At 45.0% G+C, this 19,563-nt stretch carries 16 protein-coding genes; 10 read left to right on the plus strand and 6 right to left on the minus strand.

The annotated features are described in order from the left end of the window. Positions 1 to 136: 136 nt before the first annotated feature. Positions 137 to 397, minus strand: coding sequence for a 30S ribosomal protein S20 (rpsT, locus tag AB6E78_RS21145; protein WP_004739529.1), 261 nt, complete (start codon positions 395 to 397; stop codon positions 137 to 139). Between the two features lie 251 nt (positions 398 to 648). On the opposite strand from rpsT, the gene murJ reads away from it, so the two are divergent. From murJ to ispH, 6 genes are all read left to right on the plus strand, one after another. Further along, positions 649 to 2,211 carry a murein biosynthesis integral membrane protein MurJ gene (gene murJ, locus AB6E78_RS21150; protein WP_372134177.1) on the plus strand — a complete coding sequence of 521 codons (1,563 nt, stop codon included), beginning with the start codon at positions 649 to 651 and terminating at the stop codon, positions 2,209 to 2,211. A gap of 70 nt (positions 2,212 to 2,281) precedes the next feature. Continuing rightward, positions 2,282 to 3,217 carry a bifunctional riboflavin kinase/FAD synthetase gene (gene ribF / locus AB6E78_RS21155; protein ID WP_017062867.1) on the plus strand — a complete coding sequence of 312 codons (936 nt, stop codon included), beginning with the start codon at positions 2,282 to 2,284 and terminating at the stop codon, positions 3,215 to 3,217. Positions 3,218 to 3,280: 63 nt separating this feature from the next. Further along, positions 3,281 to 6,139 (plus strand): isoleucine--tRNA ligase, encoded by a 2,859-nt coding sequence (gene ileS, locus AB6E78_RS21160; protein ID WP_372134175.1) that lies wholly within the window; start codon positions 3,281 to 3,283, stop codon positions 6,137 to 6,139. 157 nt (positions 6,140 to 6,296) lie between these two features. Then, positions 6,297 to 6,797, plus strand: a complete 501-nt coding sequence (gene lspA / locus AB6E78_RS21165; RefSeq protein WP_004739521.1) for a signal peptidase II — start codon at positions 6,297 to 6,299, stop codon at positions 6,795 to 6,797. A gap of 149 nt (positions 6,798 to 6,946) precedes the next feature. Further along, complete coding sequence (gene fkpB / locus AB6E78_RS21170) at positions 6,947 to 7,378, plus strand: FKBP-type peptidyl-prolyl cis-trans isomerase (protein WP_372134174.1); 432 nt, start codon at positions 6,947 to 6,949, stop codon at positions 7,376 to 7,378. A gap of 156 nt (positions 7,379 to 7,534) precedes the next feature. After that, positions 7,535 to 8,491: a 4-hydroxy-3-methylbut-2-enyl diphosphate reductase gene (gene ispH / locus AB6E78_RS21175; RefSeq protein ID WP_029235087.1), complete on the plus strand. Its 957-nt coding sequence runs from the start codon at positions 7,535 to 7,537 to the stop codon at positions 8,489 to 8,491. Positions 8,492 to 8,630: 139 nt separating this feature from the next. Here ispH and btsR read toward each other — a convergent pair whose 3' ends face one another. The 3 genes from btsR to AB6E78_RS21190 all read right to left on the minus strand — a co-directional run bounded on the left by btsR (position 8,631) and on the right by AB6E78_RS21190 (position 12,890). Next, on the minus strand, positions 8,631 to 9,362 hold the full coding sequence (btsR, locus tag AB6E78_RS21180; protein ID WP_055319044.1) for a two-component system response regulator BtsR: 732 nt from the start codon (positions 9,360 to 9,362) through the stop codon (positions 8,631 to 8,633). Between the two features lie 105 nt (positions 9,363 to 9,467). Continuing rightward, a complete protein-coding gene (locus AB6E78_RS21185; protein ID WP_372134172.1) occupies positions 9,468 to 11,138 on the minus strand; it encodes a LytS/YhcK type 5TM receptor domain-containing protein in 1,671 nt (556 codons plus the stop codon). 261 nt (positions 11,139 to 11,399) lie between these two features. After that, positions 11,400 to 12,890, minus strand: coding sequence for a carbon starvation protein A (locus tag AB6E78_RS21190; RefSeq protein WP_372134171.1), 1,491 nt, complete (start codon positions 12,888 to 12,890; stop codon positions 11,400 to 11,402). Positions 12,891 to 13,244: 354 nt separating this feature from the next. Here AB6E78_RS21190 and AB6E78_RS21195 point away from each other — a divergent pair, with 354 nt between their 5' ends. Next, positions 13,245 to 13,595 carry a DUF2799 domain-containing protein gene (locus tag AB6E78_RS21195; protein WP_017059350.1) on the plus strand — a complete coding sequence of 117 codons (351 nt, stop codon included), beginning with the start codon at positions 13,245 to 13,247 and terminating at the stop codon, positions 13,593 to 13,595. 117 nt (positions 13,596 to 13,712) lie between these two features. Here the strand turns inward: AB6E78_RS21195 and murQ are convergent, their stop codons facing one another. Together murQ and AB6E78_RS21205 are read right to left on the minus strand one after the other, a co-directional pair. Then, positions 13,713 to 14,633, minus strand: coding sequence for an N-acetylmuramic acid 6-phosphate etherase (gene murQ / locus AB6E78_RS21200; protein WP_050651903.1), 921 nt, complete (start codon positions 14,631 to 14,633; stop codon positions 13,713 to 13,715). Between the two features lie 45 nt (positions 14,634 to 14,678). Then, positions 14,679 to 15,794 carry an anhydro-N-acetylmuramic acid kinase gene (locus tag AB6E78_RS21205; protein ID WP_372134169.1) on the minus strand — a complete coding sequence of 372 codons (1,116 nt, stop codon included), beginning with the start codon at positions 15,792 to 15,794 and terminating at the stop codon, positions 14,679 to 14,681. A gap of 121 nt (positions 15,795 to 15,915) precedes the next feature. Here AB6E78_RS21205 and nagZ point away from each other — a divergent pair, with 121 nt between their 5' ends. The 3 genes from nagZ (at position 15,916) to tyrA (ending at position 19,470) form a co-directional block, all read left to right on the plus strand. Next, on the plus strand, positions 15,916 to 16,905 hold the full coding sequence (gene nagZ, locus AB6E78_RS21210; RefSeq protein WP_017071390.1) for a beta-N-acetylhexosaminidase: 990 nt from the start codon (positions 15,916 to 15,918) through the stop codon (positions 16,903 to 16,905). A 246-nt stretch (positions 16,906 to 17,151) separates the two neighbouring features. Next, a complete protein-coding gene (locus tag AB6E78_RS21215; RefSeq protein WP_017059354.1) occupies positions 17,152 to 18,225 on the plus strand; it encodes a 3-deoxy-7-phosphoheptulonate synthase in 1,074 nt (357 codons plus the stop codon). A gap of 117 nt (positions 18,226 to 18,342) precedes the next feature. After that, positions 18,343 to 19,470 (plus strand): bifunctional chorismate mutase/prephenate dehydrogenase, encoded by a 1,128-nt coding sequence (gene tyrA / locus AB6E78_RS21220; protein ID WP_017066927.1) that lies wholly within the window; start codon positions 18,343 to 18,345, stop codon positions 19,468 to 19,470. The last annotated feature ends 93 nt before the right edge of the window (positions 19,471 to 19,563 follow it).

Here is a 19,563-nt window from a genome sequence, read left to right on the forward strand (position 1 = left end):
ATATCACTTACTACCGTTTTTGTTTTTAGTTCCCGCTAATCCGCGATGAACCAAATAAAAGCGTTACTCAAAATTTAGATATAAAAAAACCGGCCTAGGCCGGTTTTTTTCGTTTTGCGTTGTAATCAAATTTCTATTAAAGAGCTTTGATTGCAGCAGCGAAACGAGACTTATGACGTGCAGCTTTATTCTTATGAATAAGGCCTTTAGTCGCCATACGGTCAAGAAGTGGTGTAACTTCTACAAGAGCAGCAGTTGCAGCTTCTTTATCACCAGCTGCGATAGCTGCGATAGTCTTTTTCATGTAAGTGCGCATCATAGAACGACGGCTAGCATTGTGCTGGCGACGTTTCTCAGCTTGGATAGCGCGCTTCTTAGCAGATTTACTGTTTGCCAAGGGTCTAACTCCCAAAAACTTAGTTCGGTGACAATTTAAGGGCGAGGACTATCCCTCATTAGCGCTTAATTGTCAAATGATTTGTGCAAAAACCAATCGTAGCCAAACAAACTTTGGTATGGAAAGGTCATCGCGGTTAAGATGGCGGGGATTCTAACAGCATTTTTAGACCAATGCTAATAAATATGCTTCTTAGGACAGGATAGTATTTATCCTCGCTTGAAAGTAATCAACCAGTGTCAGAGGTTTCTGTGAGTAAACGACTATTAAAGTCAGGCCTGATTGTCAGCGCAATGACTTTTGTTTCCCGTGTATTGGGGCTAGTACGTGATGTAGTAGTAGCAAATTTGATGGGGGCAGGAGCGAGTGCCGACGTATTTTTCTTCGCTAATAAAATTCCTAATTTCTTACGTCGACTTTTTGCAGAAGGTGCGTTTTCTCAAGCGTTTGTTCCTGTATTAACGGAATATCACGCCGCAGGTGATAAAGATAAGACACGAGATTTAATTGCTAAGGTGTCGGGTACGCTCGGGGTTTTAGTTTCTATTGTCACCGTTATCGGAGTATTGGGCTCTGGCGTGATCACCGCGATGTTTGGTGCAGGTTGGTTTATCGACTGGCTAAATGATGGCCCATCAGCGCCAAAGTTTGAGTTGGCGAGCTTTATGCTCAAGATTACCTTTCCTTATTTATGGTTTATTACCTTCGTTGCTTTATCCGGTGCGATTCTTAATACATTAGGTAAGTTTGCGGTCTCTTCTTTTACCCCTGTGTTCTTGAACGTGATGATCATAGGCGCTGCATGGTTTATCTCACCTAATTTAGAGCAACCAGAAATTGGCTTGGCCATTGGTGTGTTTCTTGGCGGCTTAGTCCAATTCCTTTTCCAAATGCCTTTCTTGATCAAAGCGAGTGTGTTGGTTAAGCCAAAGTGGGGCTGGAGAGATCCGGGGGTGGTTAAGATCCGCACATTAATGATCCCTGCTTTGTTCGGTGTATCGGTCAGTCAAATCAACTTATTGTTTGATACCTTTATTGCCAGCTTCCTCGCAACAGGCTCTATCAGTTGGTTGTACTACTCAGACCGACTGCTTGAATTTCCTCTCGGTTTATTCGGTATCGCGATTGCGACCGTGATTCTTCCTGCTTTGTCTCGTAAACACGTAGATGCTCAAGGGGAAGGGTTCGCGCATACCATGGACTGGGGCGTGCGCATGGTTTTGCTGCTTGGTATTCCTGCGATGTTAGGTCTTATCGTTTTAGCTAAACCAATGCTGATGGTGCTATTCATGCGCGGTGAGTTCTCTCCACACGATGTACAGCAGGCATCGATGTCATTGGTAGCTTACGCATCAGGCTTGCTTAACTTCATGTTGATTAAAGTTTTAGCTCCGGGTTACTACTCTCGCCAAGATACCAAAACACCGGTTAAGTACGGCATTATCGCTATGGTGACTAATATGGTGTTTAACGCGATCTTTGCTTATTTCTATGGTTATGTGGGTTTGGCGATTGCGACGGCACTGTCTGCTTTTGTGAATATGGCATTGTTATATCGCGGATTACACCTTGCGGGTGTGTATCAATTAACTAAGACAACCTTGTTGTTTAGTGCCAAATTGATTATCTCAGGTGTGGTGATGGTAGCGGCTATTTTATGGCAGCTGGATAATATGCAACATTGGCTTGAATGGAGCTTCAGCCAGAGAGCGCTGACATTAACAGGCTTGATTGGACTTGGTGGCTTTGTTTATATTGTTTCGGTACTGATTTTAGGTATCCGAGTAAAACATTTAAAAGCAGCGACAGATTAATACTGATTAGTATATAATCCGTCGGTTTCACACAATAAATGATGCAAATAACAGGTTTTAGCTGATCATAATGGAACTGATCCGAGGTATACACAATATTAAAGCGCAGCATCATGGCTGTGTATTAACCATAGGTAACTTCGATGGTGTTCATTTAGGACATCAAGAGGTTCTGAGTCAGGTTTCTAAACAAGCTGCAGCATTAGGGCTACCTTCTGTTGTCATGACGTTTGAACCGCAGCCTATGGAGCTGTTTGCCCGAGATAGAGCGCCAGCACGTTTAACTCGCTTACGAGACAAATACGTGCAACTGAGTAAGCTAGATATCAGTCGCTTATTGTGTGTTAATTTTAATCAGTATTTTGCAAGTTTATCCGCGGAAGCATTCATTAAGGATCTTTTGGTTGATAAGCTTGGTGTGAAGTTCTTGGTGGTTGGTGACGATTTTTGCTTTGGTAAAGGTCGCACTGGCAATTTCGCTATGCTCAAAGAGGCGGGCGAGAAGTACGGTTTTGAGGTGGTAAGCACCCAAAGCTATTGCTTAAACCAATTACGAGTAAGCAGTACTGAGATACGAAATGCATTAGCGGTCGATGACTTGGCTGCAAGTGCTACCATGTTAGGACGTGATTACAGTATTAGTGGTCGAGTGTCCCATGGTCGAAAACTAGGGAGAACTATCGGTTTCCCTACCGCTAATATTCCATTAAAGCGTTGTGTCTCTCCTGTATCGGGAGTGTATGTTGTTGAAGCATTGGATATCGACGGTGTTCCTGTCGGTGGCGTTGCTAATATTGGACAACGACCAACAGTTAATGGGGTAAGGCAGCAACTAGAAGTACATTTTTTTGACTTTAAAGCCAACTTATATGGTAAACAGTTAGAAGTACGACTTTTGCACAAACTGCGCGACGAGATAAAATTTGAATCGTTCGACGCACTAAAGAATCAAATAGAATTGGATGCTGAAGCCGCAAGGGTGTGGCTGCTTCAGCTAAAGAATTAATCGGATGATTCCACCGATTAACATAATGTCTAACTTCGCCCAATATAACGGAATTAAGAATCGATGAGTGATTATAAAGATACCCTGAACTTACCAGAAACAGGGTTCCCAATGCGCGGCAATCTGGCAAATCGTGAGCCAGAAATGCTGAAGCGTTGGTACAAAGAAGATCTTTACGGCGAAATCCGTAAGGCAAAGAAAGGTAAAAAATCTTTCGTACTGCATGATGGCCCTCCATACGCGAACGGCGACATTCACATTGGCCACGCGCTGAATAAGATTCTTAAAGACATTATTATCAAATCTAAGACCCTTTCTGGTTTTGATGCTCCGTACATCCCTGGTTGGGACTGTCACGGTCTTCCAATCGAGCTAATGGTTGAGAAGAAGAAAGGTAAGCCTGGTCAGAAGATTTCGGCTGCTGAATTCCGCGAAGAGTGTCGTAAGTACGCTGCGGGTCAAGTTGAAGGTCAGAAAGAGAGCTTCAAACGTCTTGGCATCATGGGCGAGTGGGACAAACCTTACCGCACTATGGATTTCGGCACAGAAGCGAACATCATTCGTTCTCTAGGCAAAATCGCAGACAAAGGTCACCTTCTTAAAGGTTTCAAACCAGTTCACTGGTGTACTGACTGTGGTTCTGCTCTGGCTGAAGCTGAAGTTGAATACCAAGATAAAGTTTCTCCATCTATCGATGTGAAATTTACAGCAGCTGACGAAGCGGCACTTCTAGAGAAATTTACTCTAGCTGAAGGCCACGCGGGTCAGGGCGAAATCTCTATCGTTATCTGGACAACAACACCATGGACTCTGCCGGCGAACCGCGCAGTATGTCTACGTGATGATCTTGAATACGTGCTTATCCAAGTTGAAGCGAATGGCGACCAGCCTGCTCAACGTATCGTTGTTGCTTCTGAACTAGCAAAAGACGTAATGGATCGTGCAGGTATCGAGCACTTCCATAACCTTGGTTTTGCTACAGGTGCTGATCTTGAGCTTTCTCAGTTCAACCACCCGTTCTACGACTTTACTGTTCCTGCTGTTCTTGGCGACCACGTAACAACGGATTCAGGTACTGGTGTGGTTCACACTGCGCCTGGCCACGGTCAAGAGGATTTCGTGGTTGGTAAGAAGTACAACCTAGAAATCGCTAACCCAGTTGGTTCAAACGGTGTTTACCTGCCTGATACTGAGCTATTTGCTGGTCAGCACGTATTCAAAGCGAACGACTCTGTTTTAGAAGTTCTAAAAGAGAAAGGTGCACTTCTGCATCACCACGCTTACGAGCACAGCTACCCACATTGTTGGAGACACAAAACTCCAATCATCTTCCGTGCAACACCACAATGGTTCATATCTATGGATCAAGCTGGCCTACGTGCTAAAGCACTAGAGTCAATCAAGAGTGTTGAGTGGTTGCCTGAATGGGGTCAAAGCCGTATCGAAGGCATGGTTGAAGGTCGTCCTGAGTGGTGTATCTCTCGTCAACGTACTTGGGGTGTGCCAATTGCTTTGTTTGTTCATAAAGAAACAGCAGAACTTCACCCAGAAAGCCCAGCGCTTATTGAAAAAGTTGCGAAGCTAGTTGAAGAGAAAGGCATTCAAGCTTGGTGGGATGTAGACGCTGCTGAACTTATGGGCGCAGAAGACGCTGATAAGTACGAAAAAGTAATGGATACGCTAGACGTATGGTTCGACTCAGGTGTTACGCACTTCTCTGTTGTTGATTCTCGTGAAGAGTACAACTTCCCGAACGAAGAGCGCACTCACAGTGCTGATCTTTACCTTGAAGGTTCAGACCAACACCGTGGCTGGTTCCAGTCTTCTCTAATTTCATCTATCGCGATGAAAGACGAAGCACCATACAAGCAAGTACTAACACACGGTTTCGTGGTTGATGGTAACGGCCGTAAGATGTCTAAATCTATCGGTAACGTTGTTGCACCTAAAGATGTAACCAACAAGCTAGGTGCAGACATCCTGCGTCTATGGGTTGCTTCTACAGACTACACGGGTGAAGTTGCGGTTTCTGATGAAATCCTGAAGCGTTCAGCTGATGCTTACCGTCGTATTCGTAACACAGCTCGTTTCTTCCTAGCGAACTTGAACGGTTTCAACCCTGAAACTGACCTAGTTCCTGCTGAAGAGATGGTTGCACTTGATCGCTGGGCTGTTGGCCGTGCTCAAGCTGCACAAGAAGAGATCGTTAAAGCATACGGCGAGTACAACACTCACGGTGTAACTCAGCGTCTAATGCAGTTCTGTTCTATCGAAATGGGTTCTTTCTACCTAGACGTAATTAAAGACCGTCAGTACACAGCGAAGCAGGGCAGTCATGCTCAACGTAGCTGTCAGACTGCGCTTTACTACATCGTAGAAGCTCTAGTTCGTTGGATGGCACCTATCATGTCGTTCACTGCAGATGAAATCTGGAACGAGATGCCTGGTCAACGTGACAAGTTCGTATTCACTGGTGAGTGGTTCGAAGGTCTATTTGGTCTTGCTGAAGGCGAAGAGCTAAGCAACGAGTTCTGGGCTGAAATCCAAACCGTTCGTGGCGCAGTGAACAAGCTTCTTGAAGACGCTCGTAAAGAGAAAACAATCGGTGGTGCATTGCAAGCTGAAGTTACTCTATACGCTGACGACGCACTAGCGGCTAAGATCAACAAGCTAGAAGATGAGCTACGTTTCGTACTTATCACTTCTGCTGCGGTTGTTAAGCCACTGAGCGAGAAGTCTGATGCGGCTCAAGCGACAGACGTTGAAGGTCTATTCGTTGAAGTAGCGGCGACTGAAGCTGAGAAGTGTGACCGTTGCTGGCACCACACTCCAGATGTAGGCACTATCGAAGGTCACGAGAAAGTTTGTGGTCGTTGTGTGTCGAACATTGACGGTGAAGGCGAAGTGCGTAAATTCGCATAACCGCTCAGAGAAAGACTGAACTTTTTGTAAAAATCATAGCCCCAGTATCAACTGGGGTTATTTTTAGTTATAGGAAATGTGTTTAACCAAGTTGGTAATCAAGGTCACTTAAAGTGACTAACAATGAATACCAACTTCGTAAATACTAGGAATAGAAATGAGTGAAGTTTCGTTAAAACAATCTGGTGTGCGTTGGTTATGGTTGGCTCTATTAGTCTTCCTTGCAGATATCGGCATTAAACTTTTTGTCATGGACAATATGGGTTATGGTTGGGCAAACCGTATTGAGGTGCTGCCATTCTTTAACTTTTTGTACGTGCATAACTACGGTGCAGCGTTTAGCTTCTTGAGTGATCAAAGTGGTTGGCAGCGTTGGTTATTTACGGGTATCGCATTTGCGGTAACAGGTATGCTGACGTACTGGATGAGCAAACTACCAGCAACAGAGAAGTGGAATAACATTGCTTATGCGATCATCATTGGTGGTGCAGTAGGTAATGTGTTTGACCGAGTCGTACATGGCTTTGTTGTCGATTACTTAGACTTCTACTGGGGCACTTACCACTGGCCTGCATTTAACTTAGCGGATATGGGAATCTGTATCGGTGCTGCGATGATCATCTTAGATGGTTTCCGTAAGAAAGACGAAAGCAAATAGCTTGCTTCAAAGTCAGTCTATGACTCACAGAATAGAATAGCCCTAAGCGCTGTCGGTTGATTCCGACGGCGCTTTTTTTTATGCTTCAGTCAACAAGGAAGCAAAGCACAGCGCATCCTCAAATAATAAAGAAGTCTAAGGAAAGTAACGTGGCAGCAATTAAAAATGATTCAGCAGTAACTCTACATTTTACGATTAAAATGAAGGATGGTTCAGTTGCCGATAGTACGGAGAACATGGGCAAACCAGCGAAGTTCGTCATGGGTGATGGCAGCCTAAGTGAGAACTTTGAAGCGTGCTTACTTGGACTTGAAGCCGGCACTGAAAAGTCTATCGAACTGAAGGCGGAAGACGCGTTTGGTATGCCAAACCCAGATCATATTCACTATATGGATCGTGCTAAGTTTGTTGGCGACTCTGAAGTTGAAGTGGGCACTATCATGGCATTTTCAGGTCCTGACAGTATGGAAATTCCAGGTATTATTACTGAGATCGCAGGTGATTCAGTGACGGTTGATTTTAATCACCCACTCGCTGGTCAAGACGTTAGCTTTGACGTCAATATCTTAACGGTAGAATAACTCTCTTAACGTTAGAATAGCTGTCTTCACGCTAGAATAAGATAGCCTTACAGCTGTGATCTCACCCAGAGCTTCACTGTCTAGACGCTTCACTGTAGAATGCGAACCTCGCTGACGGCGAACTCTATAGAAGCAACCTTAGTACCGCGGTAAATGATGAGCAATGAAATGAAAATAATGTTAGCTAACCCTCGTGGCTTTTGTGCCGGTGTCGATCGTGCGATCAGCATCGTAGAGCGTGCACTCGAAATGTATCAGCCACCGATCTATGTTCGCCATGAAGTGGTACACAACCGCTTTGTTGTTGAGGGGCTCAAGCAGCGTGGTGCTATTTTTGTCGAAGAACTGAGTGAGGTGCCAGACGACAACATCGTGATCTTTTCGGCTCACGGTGTTTCTCAAGCGGTTCGTAAAGAAGCGAAAGAGCGTGAGTTAACGGTATTTGATGCGACGTGTCCTTTGGTGACTAAAGTTCATATGGAGGTTGCTCGTGCGAGCCGCAAACATATGGAAGTGGTACTGATTGGCCACGCAGGTCACCCTGAAGTGGAAGGCACTATGGGTCAGTACGCGAGCCAAACTGGTGGTATGTACTTGGTTGAAAGACCAGAGGACGTACAGAACCTCGTGGTGAATGATCCAAGTAACCTGCACTATGTTAGCCAAACTACGCTATCAGTAGATGAAACTGCAGATGTGATTGAAGAGCTACGTCGAGTGTTCCCTGAGATTCAAGGCCCACGTAAAGACGACATCTGTTACGCGACTCAAAACCGTCAAGACGCTGTGCGTGAGATGGCGAATGACGTTGATGTGGTGATAGTGGTTGGTTCTAAGAACTCATCGAATTCAACTCGTCTAAAAGAGCTAGCTGAGAAACTAGGCACACCAGGCTACCTAACTGACTGTCCTGAAGACATTCAAACCGAGTGGGTTGAAGGGAAAAAGAAAATCGGTGTAACAGCCGGTGCTTCTGCTCCTGAAGAGCTGGTAAACCAAATTCTAGATCGTATTCGTGAGCTAGGTGCGACTGACGTTGAAGAGATTCAAGGTCGTGAAGAGAACATGTTCTTTGAAGTACCAAAAGAGCTACAGATTAAGCAAGTCGACTAATCTCTATTGATTGGTGACAAGATCGATGCGTAACACTATCGATTTGCAAACACTATTGATTTGTAAACAGCAGGAAGCCAACGTTGATACGTTGGCTTTTTTGATCGTGCTTTGGAACAAGGCGTCTAATTCTAACGCGTTACTGGAGACCGAGTTGCTCTTTTAAAGTCTTTAAATAACGACGACTCACCGGGACTTCAAAGCCAGTCAGGGTAATGATCTCTGCTAATCCATTTTCTAGCAGTTTGATCTCTTGGATCGATTTTATGTTGATCAAATACTGTCGATGACAGCGGATCAAATCGGTCTTTTCTTCCAAGATCTTAAGCGTTAGTTGCGAGGTTGCTGTTTGTGATGAGCTACGAACATGCACGCCACTGATATCAGAATAGGCGCATTCAACCGTTTGGCTTGCCATGATCACAATGCGGTTATGACCAATACACGGAATCTGCTCTAAGTGGCAGGGAGCAATCGCAGAGATGTCTTGTGCTGGCGCTTTCTGATTCTGCTTGATGACCTTATTCAGACGGCAAACACTCTTGTTTAATCGACAAGGTTCGACGGGTTTGAGTAGGTAGTCAAAGGCATTGTCTTCAAAGGCTTGAATCGCATATTGATCGTAGGCGGTCACAAACACCACATAAGGCATGGTTTCCGGGTCAAGCATGCTCAGCAATTCAATCCCAGTAACCTGAGGCATTTGAATGTCCAAATACACCACGTCAGGCTTGAGAAGGTTGATTTGCTTTAGCCCTTCAATTGCATTACTCGCTTGGCCAATGACTTCCACTTCTCCTGTTTCAGTCAGCAGCTCAATCAGCTCTTCGCGAGCAAAAAGCTCATCATCGATAACTAGTGCCTTTAACATCCTACAATCTTCATCTTGGTTCTATCCCTGCTTGGTTCACGCTTATCTTTTAAATGTCTGCTTCTAAATGTTTCAACTCGGAGCGATCCGTCTCCGAAAATACCATTATTTGAGTATAGGTATGATAAAGCTCATTCGAGTAAATTGCTGTGGTTGAGATTCTATTTTTAGTGCTGAATCTTGTCCAAAGAAATTAGTGAGTCGTTTATCAACAATTTCCATCCCTAATCCTACATGATCTTGAGATGGCTTCTGATAATTACCTGCATTGTCTTCAACGGTTAACTTGAACCCACCCTCGAAAGCCTCGCTAGAGATCTTTACTTTACCGCCTTCCAACATATTAGATATCCCATGTTTGATGGCGTTTTCTACCAGCGGTTGCAGGGTAAAGCTCGGCAATTGAGATTCATATAACTGCGGGTCGATATCCCATTCCACTTCTAGTCGATCGGTAAAGCGTGCTTTCTCTATGGTCAGGTAAGCGTTGACGTGTGCCAGTTCGTCTTTGAGCTTCACGGTGTTGATGTTCTGCTTTAGGTTGCTTCTAAAGAAGTGAGACAGGTGTTGAATCAACTCTCGAGCTTTATCTGGGTCACGACGTGTTACTGCGCTGATAGTATTAAGCGCATTGAACAAGAAGTGCGGGTTCACTTGAGCGTGCAGCAGTTTGATTTCTGCTTGTGTCAGTAGCGTTTGCTGCTGCTGGTAGTTGCTAAATAGGATCTGGCTCGATAATAGTTGAGCGATACCTTCACCCATCGACATATTGATAGTTGAGAATAGTTTCAGCTTTGGCTCATAGAGCTTGATGGTGCCGACCACTTCGTTACCCGCGCGCAATGGAATAATCAACGCAGAACCCAATTTACAATCCTGCGACAAGGAGCATTGGTATGGGTTCTCTTTGCCGTCAAGGTAGATGATGTCGTTCTTTTCCATCGAGGTGAGGGTACTTTGCGATGAAATAGGGGTATTTGGAATATGGTGCTCATCGCCAATGCCGACGAACGCGAGGATTTTTTCTCGGTCGGTAATCGCCACGGCACCAACATTAGTTTCTTCATAAACGATACGCACGATCTTTTGTGCGTTATCGGAAGTGAAGCCGCCATGCAGAATACCTACCGAACGCTCGGCAATAGTAAGTGCGCGGCGTGAGAAGGTGGCGGAGTATTTCTCGAAGATGGTCTTTCTGTCTTGGATGATGCTCATGAACAGTGCTGCACCCACAGAGTTGGCAATGATCATTGGCGCGGCAATATCGGAAACAAGCGCGTAGGACTGCTCAAATGGTTTGGCGACCGCCAGCAGAATCAGCATCTGAATGATCTCTGCAAACAGGGTTACCGAGAAAACCACTAACGGATTAAACAGTTGGCTGGCTTTGTTCTTTCTCACGAGATAAACGTGTAACAGGCCGCCAATCAAGCCTTCTGCTGTGGTTGAAATCGCACAAGCCAAGTCTGTGAAGCCGCCTAATGAGTAACGGTGAATTCCACCAGTAAAGCCGACGGCAAAGCCAACGACAGGGCCGCCAAACAGACCTCCCATTACCGCACCCATCGCACGCGTGTTGGCGATGGCATCATTGATCTGCAGTCCGAAATAGGTACCCATAATGCAGAACAGGGAAAACAGAACGTAGCAGCTGATCTTATGGCTTAAGCGAGATGAGATGCTCAACAAAGGGAGAATCAGTGGGGTTTTACTCAGCATGTAAGCAATCACTAAGTAGACGCAGGTTTGTTGCAGCAGAGAGAGAATGAGTTCCATATTTTCACCTATTGAGACGCTTGTTAAGTGTAAAGCTCATTGCTTGGTAACGGTAGCTTTGCTTGTGTTTTCGTAGGTTATATTCGCTTCCCAGAGTCGAAAGCACTAACGCCTGAAAACACTAAAGCCCATCACAGAGGACGGGCTTTAGTCTTAATTTCCACGAATCACTGGGTGATACGGGAGCAAGCGAAGTGTGTTTGGCTTGTTCTTTTGTCTCTCTATGAAGACGTGTCTCTTGTTCTCAAGAGTCTGAAAGAACTAGGCGGTTTTGGTGACGCCTTTTGCTTCTTTTTCTTCTTCATCAGCTAGGTCGATATCGCCTTTGCCTTTTGAAATTTTAATAACGTAAGCCGCAACACCTAGCGCACTCACCACACCAATGATGGTTGAGATTTGCATTGGTAGACCGAAGCCCAGTTGGCTGTTGTTCAGGATGAATGTGATACACACAGACGTCATGAAGATAGCTGGAACTGTTGTTACCCAGTGCAGTTTGTTGTGGCGAAGTAGGTAAGCTGAAGCTGTCCACAGCATCATTACGGCTGTTGATTGGTTAGCAAAACCGAAGTAGCGCCAGATGATACCGAAATCAACTTGAGTCAGGATGCCACCGATAACGAACAGTGGTAACGCCATTAGTAGACGGTTACGCAGTGTTTTCTGTTCCATGTTGAAGTATTCAGCAAGGATAAGACGGCTTGAACGGAACGCTGTGTCACCAGAAGTGATTGGTAGGATAACCACGCCAAGGAAAGCAAGGATACCGCCAAATACACCCAGTAGACCAAATGAAGCGCTGTATACTACGTTACCTGGGCCGCCGTTTGCAATTGCGTCAGACAGAGACTCAACCGAACCGAAGAAAGACAGAGCAAGTGCACACCAGATTAGAGCGATGATGCCTTCACCAATCATTGCGCCGTAGAATACGAAGCGACCGTTCTTCTCGTTTTCCATACAACGCGCCATCAGAGGAGACTGAGTGGCGTGGAAGCCAGAGATAGCACCACATGCGATAGTGATGAAGAGAGCAGGCCAAAGTGGTAGGTCATTCGGGTTCATGTTGGTGAACATGTCGCTGATCTCAAAGCCCCCCATGATTTGGTGTTCGTCAGATAGACCAATCGCAGTGATTAGGCCAACAGACATAAAGATAAGCAGTGCACCGAACAGTGGGTAGAAGCGACCAATGATTTTATCGACAGGGACAATCGTTGCGATGATGTAGTAAGCAAAGATGATAACAACCATCGTAGTTGCAGACATCGCGAAATCAGTTTGGTCGTTCACTAGGTTAGTGATCATACCTGCTGGAGCAGATACGAATACCACACCAACAAGAAGCAGTAGAACAATGGCAAAGATGTTCATAAAGTGTTTTGCGCCATTGCCTAGGTAACGTCCAGTGATGGTTGGAACCGAAGCTCCGCCATTACGGATAGATAACATACCTGAGAAGTAGTCGTGTACTGCACCTGCGAAGATACAACCTACAACGATCCAAAGCATTGCTGCTGGACCATAAAGGGCACCCATGATAGGGCCGAAGATTGGACCTACACCTGCGATGTTAAGCAGCTGAACTAGGTAAACCTTTGGTGTCGACATTGGAACGTAGTCCACGCCATCTTGCTTAGTGTGAGCAGGTGTTTGGCGTTTTTCATTGATACCGAAAATCTTCTCGATAAAGGTACCGTAAATAAAGTAGCCACCAATGAGTGCTGCGACACAGGTAAGAAACCACATCATAATTTGTTATCCCTGAATGTATTAATTAAGTCAGGGTGTATATTAAAGGAGTCGATGAGAAGAAACTTCCGCTACGAGAGTGAGTGGTCGAATAGCCAATTTAGCGGTGTTATAACTGATTTAGTGGTTTGTTCACTGTGCTGAGTGGCCGATATTTCTATCGAGAGGCCTATTAGCTCTATAGAGAGGTTGTTTGAGTTGGCTTAACGGCGACTATTGATTCTGAGTGGTCGGAATGAACCTAAAGTGGCGAACATTAGACAATAAGTGGACATCGATAGGCGTTCAGTGGAGAATCACCACAAAGGCAGCGCTTCGTCAGAAAGTGGTGAAGTAACAATATAAAGGATTGAAATGAAAAAAATAATCGTACTATTCGCCGTGGCATTTAGCCTTGCAGGATGCAGCGCCAATGTTCAAGATTTAGCAGCTGAAGGCAATTGGCAAGAGATTGGCTATCGTGATGGTATCAAAGGCCACACTCAGCGTTCGTATTCAGAGATGACTGAGCTTGGCGCAGTCGATCAAGCGAGTTACACAGAAGGTTATCACCTAGGTGTGACTGAATATTGTAATCCGAACCATGCTTATCAGATTGGTTTATCTGGTCAGGTGTATGAAGGCGTGTGTTCTGGTACGGAAGACGCTCAACGTTTCCGTATGGAATGGCAACGCGGCTGGGACGAGTTCTCAAACGACTATTAAGCCCAAGCTAGCCATAAAAAATTAAAACTAAAAAAAGACCAGTACCGCGTGTGTGCTGGTCTTTTTGTATGTCGTTGAAGTAGCTGTCTAAATGAGAAGCTACAAGCCAAATTAAGATTACTGATTATTCTCGACGGCTTTTCTCAAGAAGCCATTTTGCTTATCAAGCTGAGCCTTGGCTAACTCTAAATCTAGCCCTGTTAGAATCATCAAAATAGATAACTTCACATCGTAATCAGTCGCTTTAAGTGTCGACACCGCCAGTGCTTTATCGCACTCCGTTGCTTGGATAACGATACGAGCGGCGCGGGCAACCAACTTTTCATTGGTCGCTTTTACGTCGACCATAAGGTTTTGGTAGCTCTTACCAATGCGAATCATGCTGGCAGTGGTCAGCATATTAAGCACCAGCTTTTGTGCTGTACCTGATTTGAGTCGTGTTGAACCAGTCAATGCTTCTGGGCCAACCACCGGGCTAATTGCGATTTGAGCGATTTCAGCAATTGGAGAGTCAGGGTTACAAGATAATGCAACCGTTACTGCGCCAAGCTGATTGGCATAGTTGAGTGCACCAATCACGTAAGGTGTGCGACCGCTCGCAGCAATACCTACCACGACATCATTTTCTGAAAACTGAATCGCTTTCAGATCTTCAATGCCGAGAGTTAGCGAGTCTTCTGCACCTTCTTTGGCTTTTAAAATCGCCTCTGGTCCGCCTGCAATTAAGCCGATAACCATTTTGTCCGAAACACCGAAAGTCGGTGGGCATTCTGAGGCGTCTAACACACCTAATCGACCACTGGTGCCTGCGCCCATATAAATCAGTCGACCACCGTTTTGAAAGGCATGAGCAATTTTATCGACCGCTTTCGCGATCTGTGGCAGTTCCGCTTCAATCGCCAGCGGGACTTGCTTGTCTTGTTGGTTAATCTTTTCAACCACTTCAAGAGAGGTGAGCAGATCAATATCCATAGTGTCAGGGTTTCTCCCCTCCGAAACGAGGTGCGAGAGCGCTGATATGAGAGCGTCGTTACTCATAATGATCCTTAAATGGTGATTCTAAAATGATGGTTCTAAAGTTGTTTAGTTAGCACGATAGAGAACGCCTAGAGAGGCCGCTCTGCTTGCGCCAGTCACTTCTGGTAAATTGCTTGGCAGTTGATGAATATGACGTTGAGCAAGCCACGCAAAAGCCATCGCTTCCATGTAATCGGCATCCACGCCTTTACTGGTGGTTGAATCAACATCCCAACTTGGAAGCAGTTCAGACAGTCTCTTCATCAACAATGGGTTTCTTGTACCACCGCCACACACATACAGTGCAGGTTGGTTACCCAAGCGATAAGTCTCCACTTCATTGGCTATCGTCAATGCGGTGTATTCACAAAGCGTGCGCTGAACATCTTCTGCTGCAAGATCTTTAAATTCTGTTAATTGTTGCTCTAGCCAAGGTAGGTTGAATAGTTCTCTACCGGTACTTTTCGGTGGCATTTGAGATAGATAAGACTCATTTAACAACTGTTCGAGTAAAGCTTGATTGAGTTGACCTTTAAGCGCAAATTGCGCATCACGGTCAAACTTCTCACCCGTGTGTTTATCAACCCAAGCGTCCATCAACATATTGCCCGGGCCTGTATCATAACCAAGCGTTGGCTGATTAGGGCGCAGCACTGAAATATTCGAGATACCACCAATATTCAACACCACAACCGAGCTGTCTTGCGGGTGGAAAATCGTATGGTGGAAGGCGGGGACTAATGGCGCACCTTGTCCGCCTAATGCCATGTCTTTACGTCGAAAATCGGCAACCGTTTGAATCTGTGTTTTAGCGGCAATGATGTTGGCATCACCCAACTGCATGGTAAATGGCGAATCGCCTGTTGGCTGGTGGAACACTGTTTGACCATGATTACCTATCGCAGTTACAGAAGGTGCTGGTGTGCCTGACTTTTCGAGAAGTTGCAGAACCGCATCAGCAAACAGATGGCCAAGCTGGTGGTCGAGTTCGCCAATGGCAATCAAATCGGTTTTCTGACCAATACAAACTTCAAGCAGACGCGCTTTGAGGTCGTCAGGCATTGGGAACTCATCATGAGCAAGCAATGTGATGCGCGTATCTTCAATCGACACTAAGGCAGTATCAACACCGTCCATACTCGTCCCTGACATCACACCGATATACAGTTCTTTATGATCCATTTCTAAGCTCTTGCACTGCATTCTTAAAGTCTTCCACAGATAGGTTTAAAAACATTGTAAAGCAAATTTAAAGAGAATAATCTCGGGAAGTTTATGAAATTAGGTTTAATAAGGGATAAATATGGGACCGTTGTGGGTTGATGTTGCAGGCTACGAGCTGACAGCAGAAGACAGAGAAATTTTAGAGCACCCAACTGTTGGTGGTCTCATCTTATTTGCTCGAAACTACCACGATAGCAAACAGTTATCGGCGTTAAACAAAGAAATTCGTAAGGTAGCGAAACGTCCTATTTTGATTGGTGTTGACCAAGAAGGTGGTCGAGTTCAGCGCTTCCGCGATGGCTTTTCAATTATCCCAGCTGCTCAAGAATTCGCGACTAAGAATAACGGTGAACATTTAGCAGAACAGGCTGGCTGGCTGATGGCGGCAGAATTGATTGCCCACGATATCGATCTGAGCTTTGCGCCAGTATTAGACAAAGGCCATGACTGTAAAGCGATTGGTAGCCGAGCGTTTGGCGAAGATATTGATACTATTGTTCGTCATAGCAGCGCTTTCATCAAAGGCATGAAGTCGGTTGGCATGGCGACGACAGGCAAGCACTTCCCTGGACACGGTGGCGTGATTGCTGACTCACACTTAGAGACGCCATATGACCCTAGAGACGACATCTTTGAAACAGACATGGCAATCTTCAAGGCGCAAATTGAAGCTGGAATATTGGATGCCATGATGCCAGCTCACGTGGTTTTCTCTCACTATGATGATCAACCTGCGAGCGGTTCACAGTATTGGCTGCAGAAAGTATTGAAGCAGCAGCTTGGGTTTAAAGGCTTGGTGTTCTCTGATGATTTAACGATGGAAGGCGCTGCCATAATGGGTGGACCAGCCGACAGAGCGAAAGCGGCCTTGAATGCAGGTTGTGACATGGTGTTGATGTGTAATAAACGAGATGCACAAATTGAAGCTCTGGATAACTTAGCGATTCAAGAGGTGCCTTTAGCCAACTCATTGCTTAAAAAACACAGCTTTGATTTGTCGACACTTCACTCGGATGCTAGGTGGAAAGGGACCTCAGAGACGATTAAGCGAATGCTAGGCAGTGAGTGATAAATAAACACATAATAATTTTAGATAAGGCGATATGATAAATATCGCCTTTTTTGTATGTGTGATCCATGGTTTAAACCTATTTATCTCTTAGAGTGAGCTAAATTCAACGTGTAATATAAAATTTACAGTTAATGTTTTTTATTGTTTACACTTGCAATCGTTTTTTTAGCTGTTATTGTGTTTTTAAAGATTGTTAGCCCAAATGGAAATGTTGGGTGTAAAAATAAATATACAGGTTGAGTTATGCAGAAAAGTGAATTAAGCAATGTCAATATCATCGACGAACAGGTACTGATTACTCCTGAGGAGTTAAAAGCAAAACTGCCTTTGAGTGATAATGCTCGTCGTTTCATTCAAGAGTCTCGTCAAACTATCGCAAACATCATTCATAAGAAAGATCATCGCATGCTTGTTGTATGTGGCCCATGTTCTATCCATGACATTGAAGCTGCGAAAGAGTACGCGAAACGCCTAAAAGCCTTATCTGAGCAACTTAGCGATCAACTGTATATTGTTATGCGTGTTTACTTTGAGAAACCTCGTACCACTGTCGGTTGGAAAGGTTTGATCAATGACCCACATCTAGACGGCACTTTCGATATTGAGCATGGTCTGCATGTTGGTCGTGAACTACTTGTTGAACTCGCTGAGATGGAAATCCCACTAGCGACTGAAGCATTAGACCCAATTAGCCCGCAATACCTAGCAGATACCTTCAGCTGGGCGGCTATTGGCGCTCGTACGACTGAATCTCAAACTCACCGTGAGATGGCAAGTGGTCTTTCAATGCCAATCGGTTTTAAAAACGGCACCGATGGCAACCTAGGCACTGCAATCAACGCAATGCAGGCGGCTTCTTCTAGCCACCGTTTCATGGGTATCAGCCGCGAAGGTCAGGTTGCACTACTAACAACGCAAGGTAACCCAAATGGTCACGTGATTTTACGTGGCGGTAAGCAGACGAACTACGATTCAGTATCGGTACACGAATGTGAGCAAGAGCTGGGTAAATCTGGTTTAGAGGCAGCGCTAATGGTCGACTGTAGCCACGCGAACTCTCGTAAAGATTTCCGTCGCCAACCTTTAGTTGCAGAAGATGTGATTCACCAAATTCGTGAAGGCAACAAGTCGATTATCGGCCTGATGATTGAAAGCCATATTAACGAAGGAAACCAATCTTCGGATATACCTCTCAATGAGATGAAATACGGCGTTTCTATTACCGACGCGTGTATCAATTGGGATTCAACTGAGGCACTATTAAAACATGCACATACGGAATTAGTCCCGTTCTTAGAGAACCGCTTGAAAGGTTAGTCAGAGTTTAAATTTAAGTGCCTCATCTAATGAGGCATTTTAAGATCTGTTGCTAGCGAACCTGCATGATTGTGGGCTTATAGATTGGCACGGGCTTATAGATTAGTAAGGAATAAAATGGCCGTTGAACTGAACGAATTACGCGACCAAATCGATGCTGTCGATAAACAAATGTTGGATTTACTGGCTCAACGCCTTGCTCTAGTAGAGAAAGTAGGCGAAGTAAAAAGTGAACATGGTTTACCTATTTATGTACCAGAGCGTGAAGCTGCGATGCTGGCATCTCGTCGTCAAGAAGCCGAGAAAATAGGGGTTCCACCACAGTTAATCGAAGACATTTTACGTCGTACTATGCGTGAGTCTTATGCCAGTGAGAAAGATTCTGGCTTTAAGTGCCTTAACCCAGAGTTACGTTCAGTGGTTATCGTTGGTGGTAATGGTCAACTTGGTGGCTTGTTTGGTCGTATGTTCAAACTGTCTGGCTACGAAGTGAAAATCCTTGGCAGCCAAGATTGGGATAAGGCCGACGAAATCTTAGATAATGCTGGGCTTGTGGTTGTTACGGTTCCAATTCACCTAACGGAAGGTGTGATTGCGAAGCTAGGTAATCTACCAAGCGATTGTATTCTATGTGATTTGACGTCAATTAAATCTAAACCGCTGCAAGCAATGATGAACATGCACCAAGGCCCAGTGGTTGGATTGCACCCAATGTTTGGCCCTGATGTTCCCAGCCTTGCTAAGCAGGTGATTGTTTACAGTGATGGTCGTGGTTCTGAAAGCTACCAATGGCTACTGAATCAATTTGGTATTTGGGGCGCGAGCCTTTGCCAGATGGATGCAGCTGAACACGATCACGGCATGACCTTGATTCAAGCACTTCGTCACTTCACCTCTTTTGCTTACGGCTTGCACCTGAGTAAAGAGAACCCGAACATTGATCAACTTCTGAAACTAAGCTCGCCAATCTACCGACTTGAGATTGCGATGGTTGGTCGTCTGTTTGCTCAAGACCCGAACTTGTACGGCGATATCATTCTTTCTTCGGATGAGAATATTGAGATGATTCGACGCTTCCATAGCTGTTTCGGAGAAGCGTTAGAAATTCTAGATGGCAAAGATAAGGCTAAGTTTGTTGAGAGCTTCAACCAAGTGAGTTATTGGTTTGGTGACTACTCACAACAATTTTTACAAGAGAGCCAAAGCCTGTTAAAACAAGCACATGACTCGATTCATCGCGGTTAATAGTGTGGTTTGAAAAATAAAAAAGAGCGACCATTTGGTCTAATGCCGTTCACTTAAGAGTGAACGGCATTTTTGTTCTTAGCATACCGTTGT

Origin of the sequence: Vibrio sp. 10N.247.310.98, from assembly GCF_041467395.1 — a bacterium.
Taxonomy (GTDB): Bacteria; Pseudomonadota; Gammaproteobacteria; order Enterobacterales; family Vibrionaceae; genus Vibrio; species Vibrio crassostreae_C.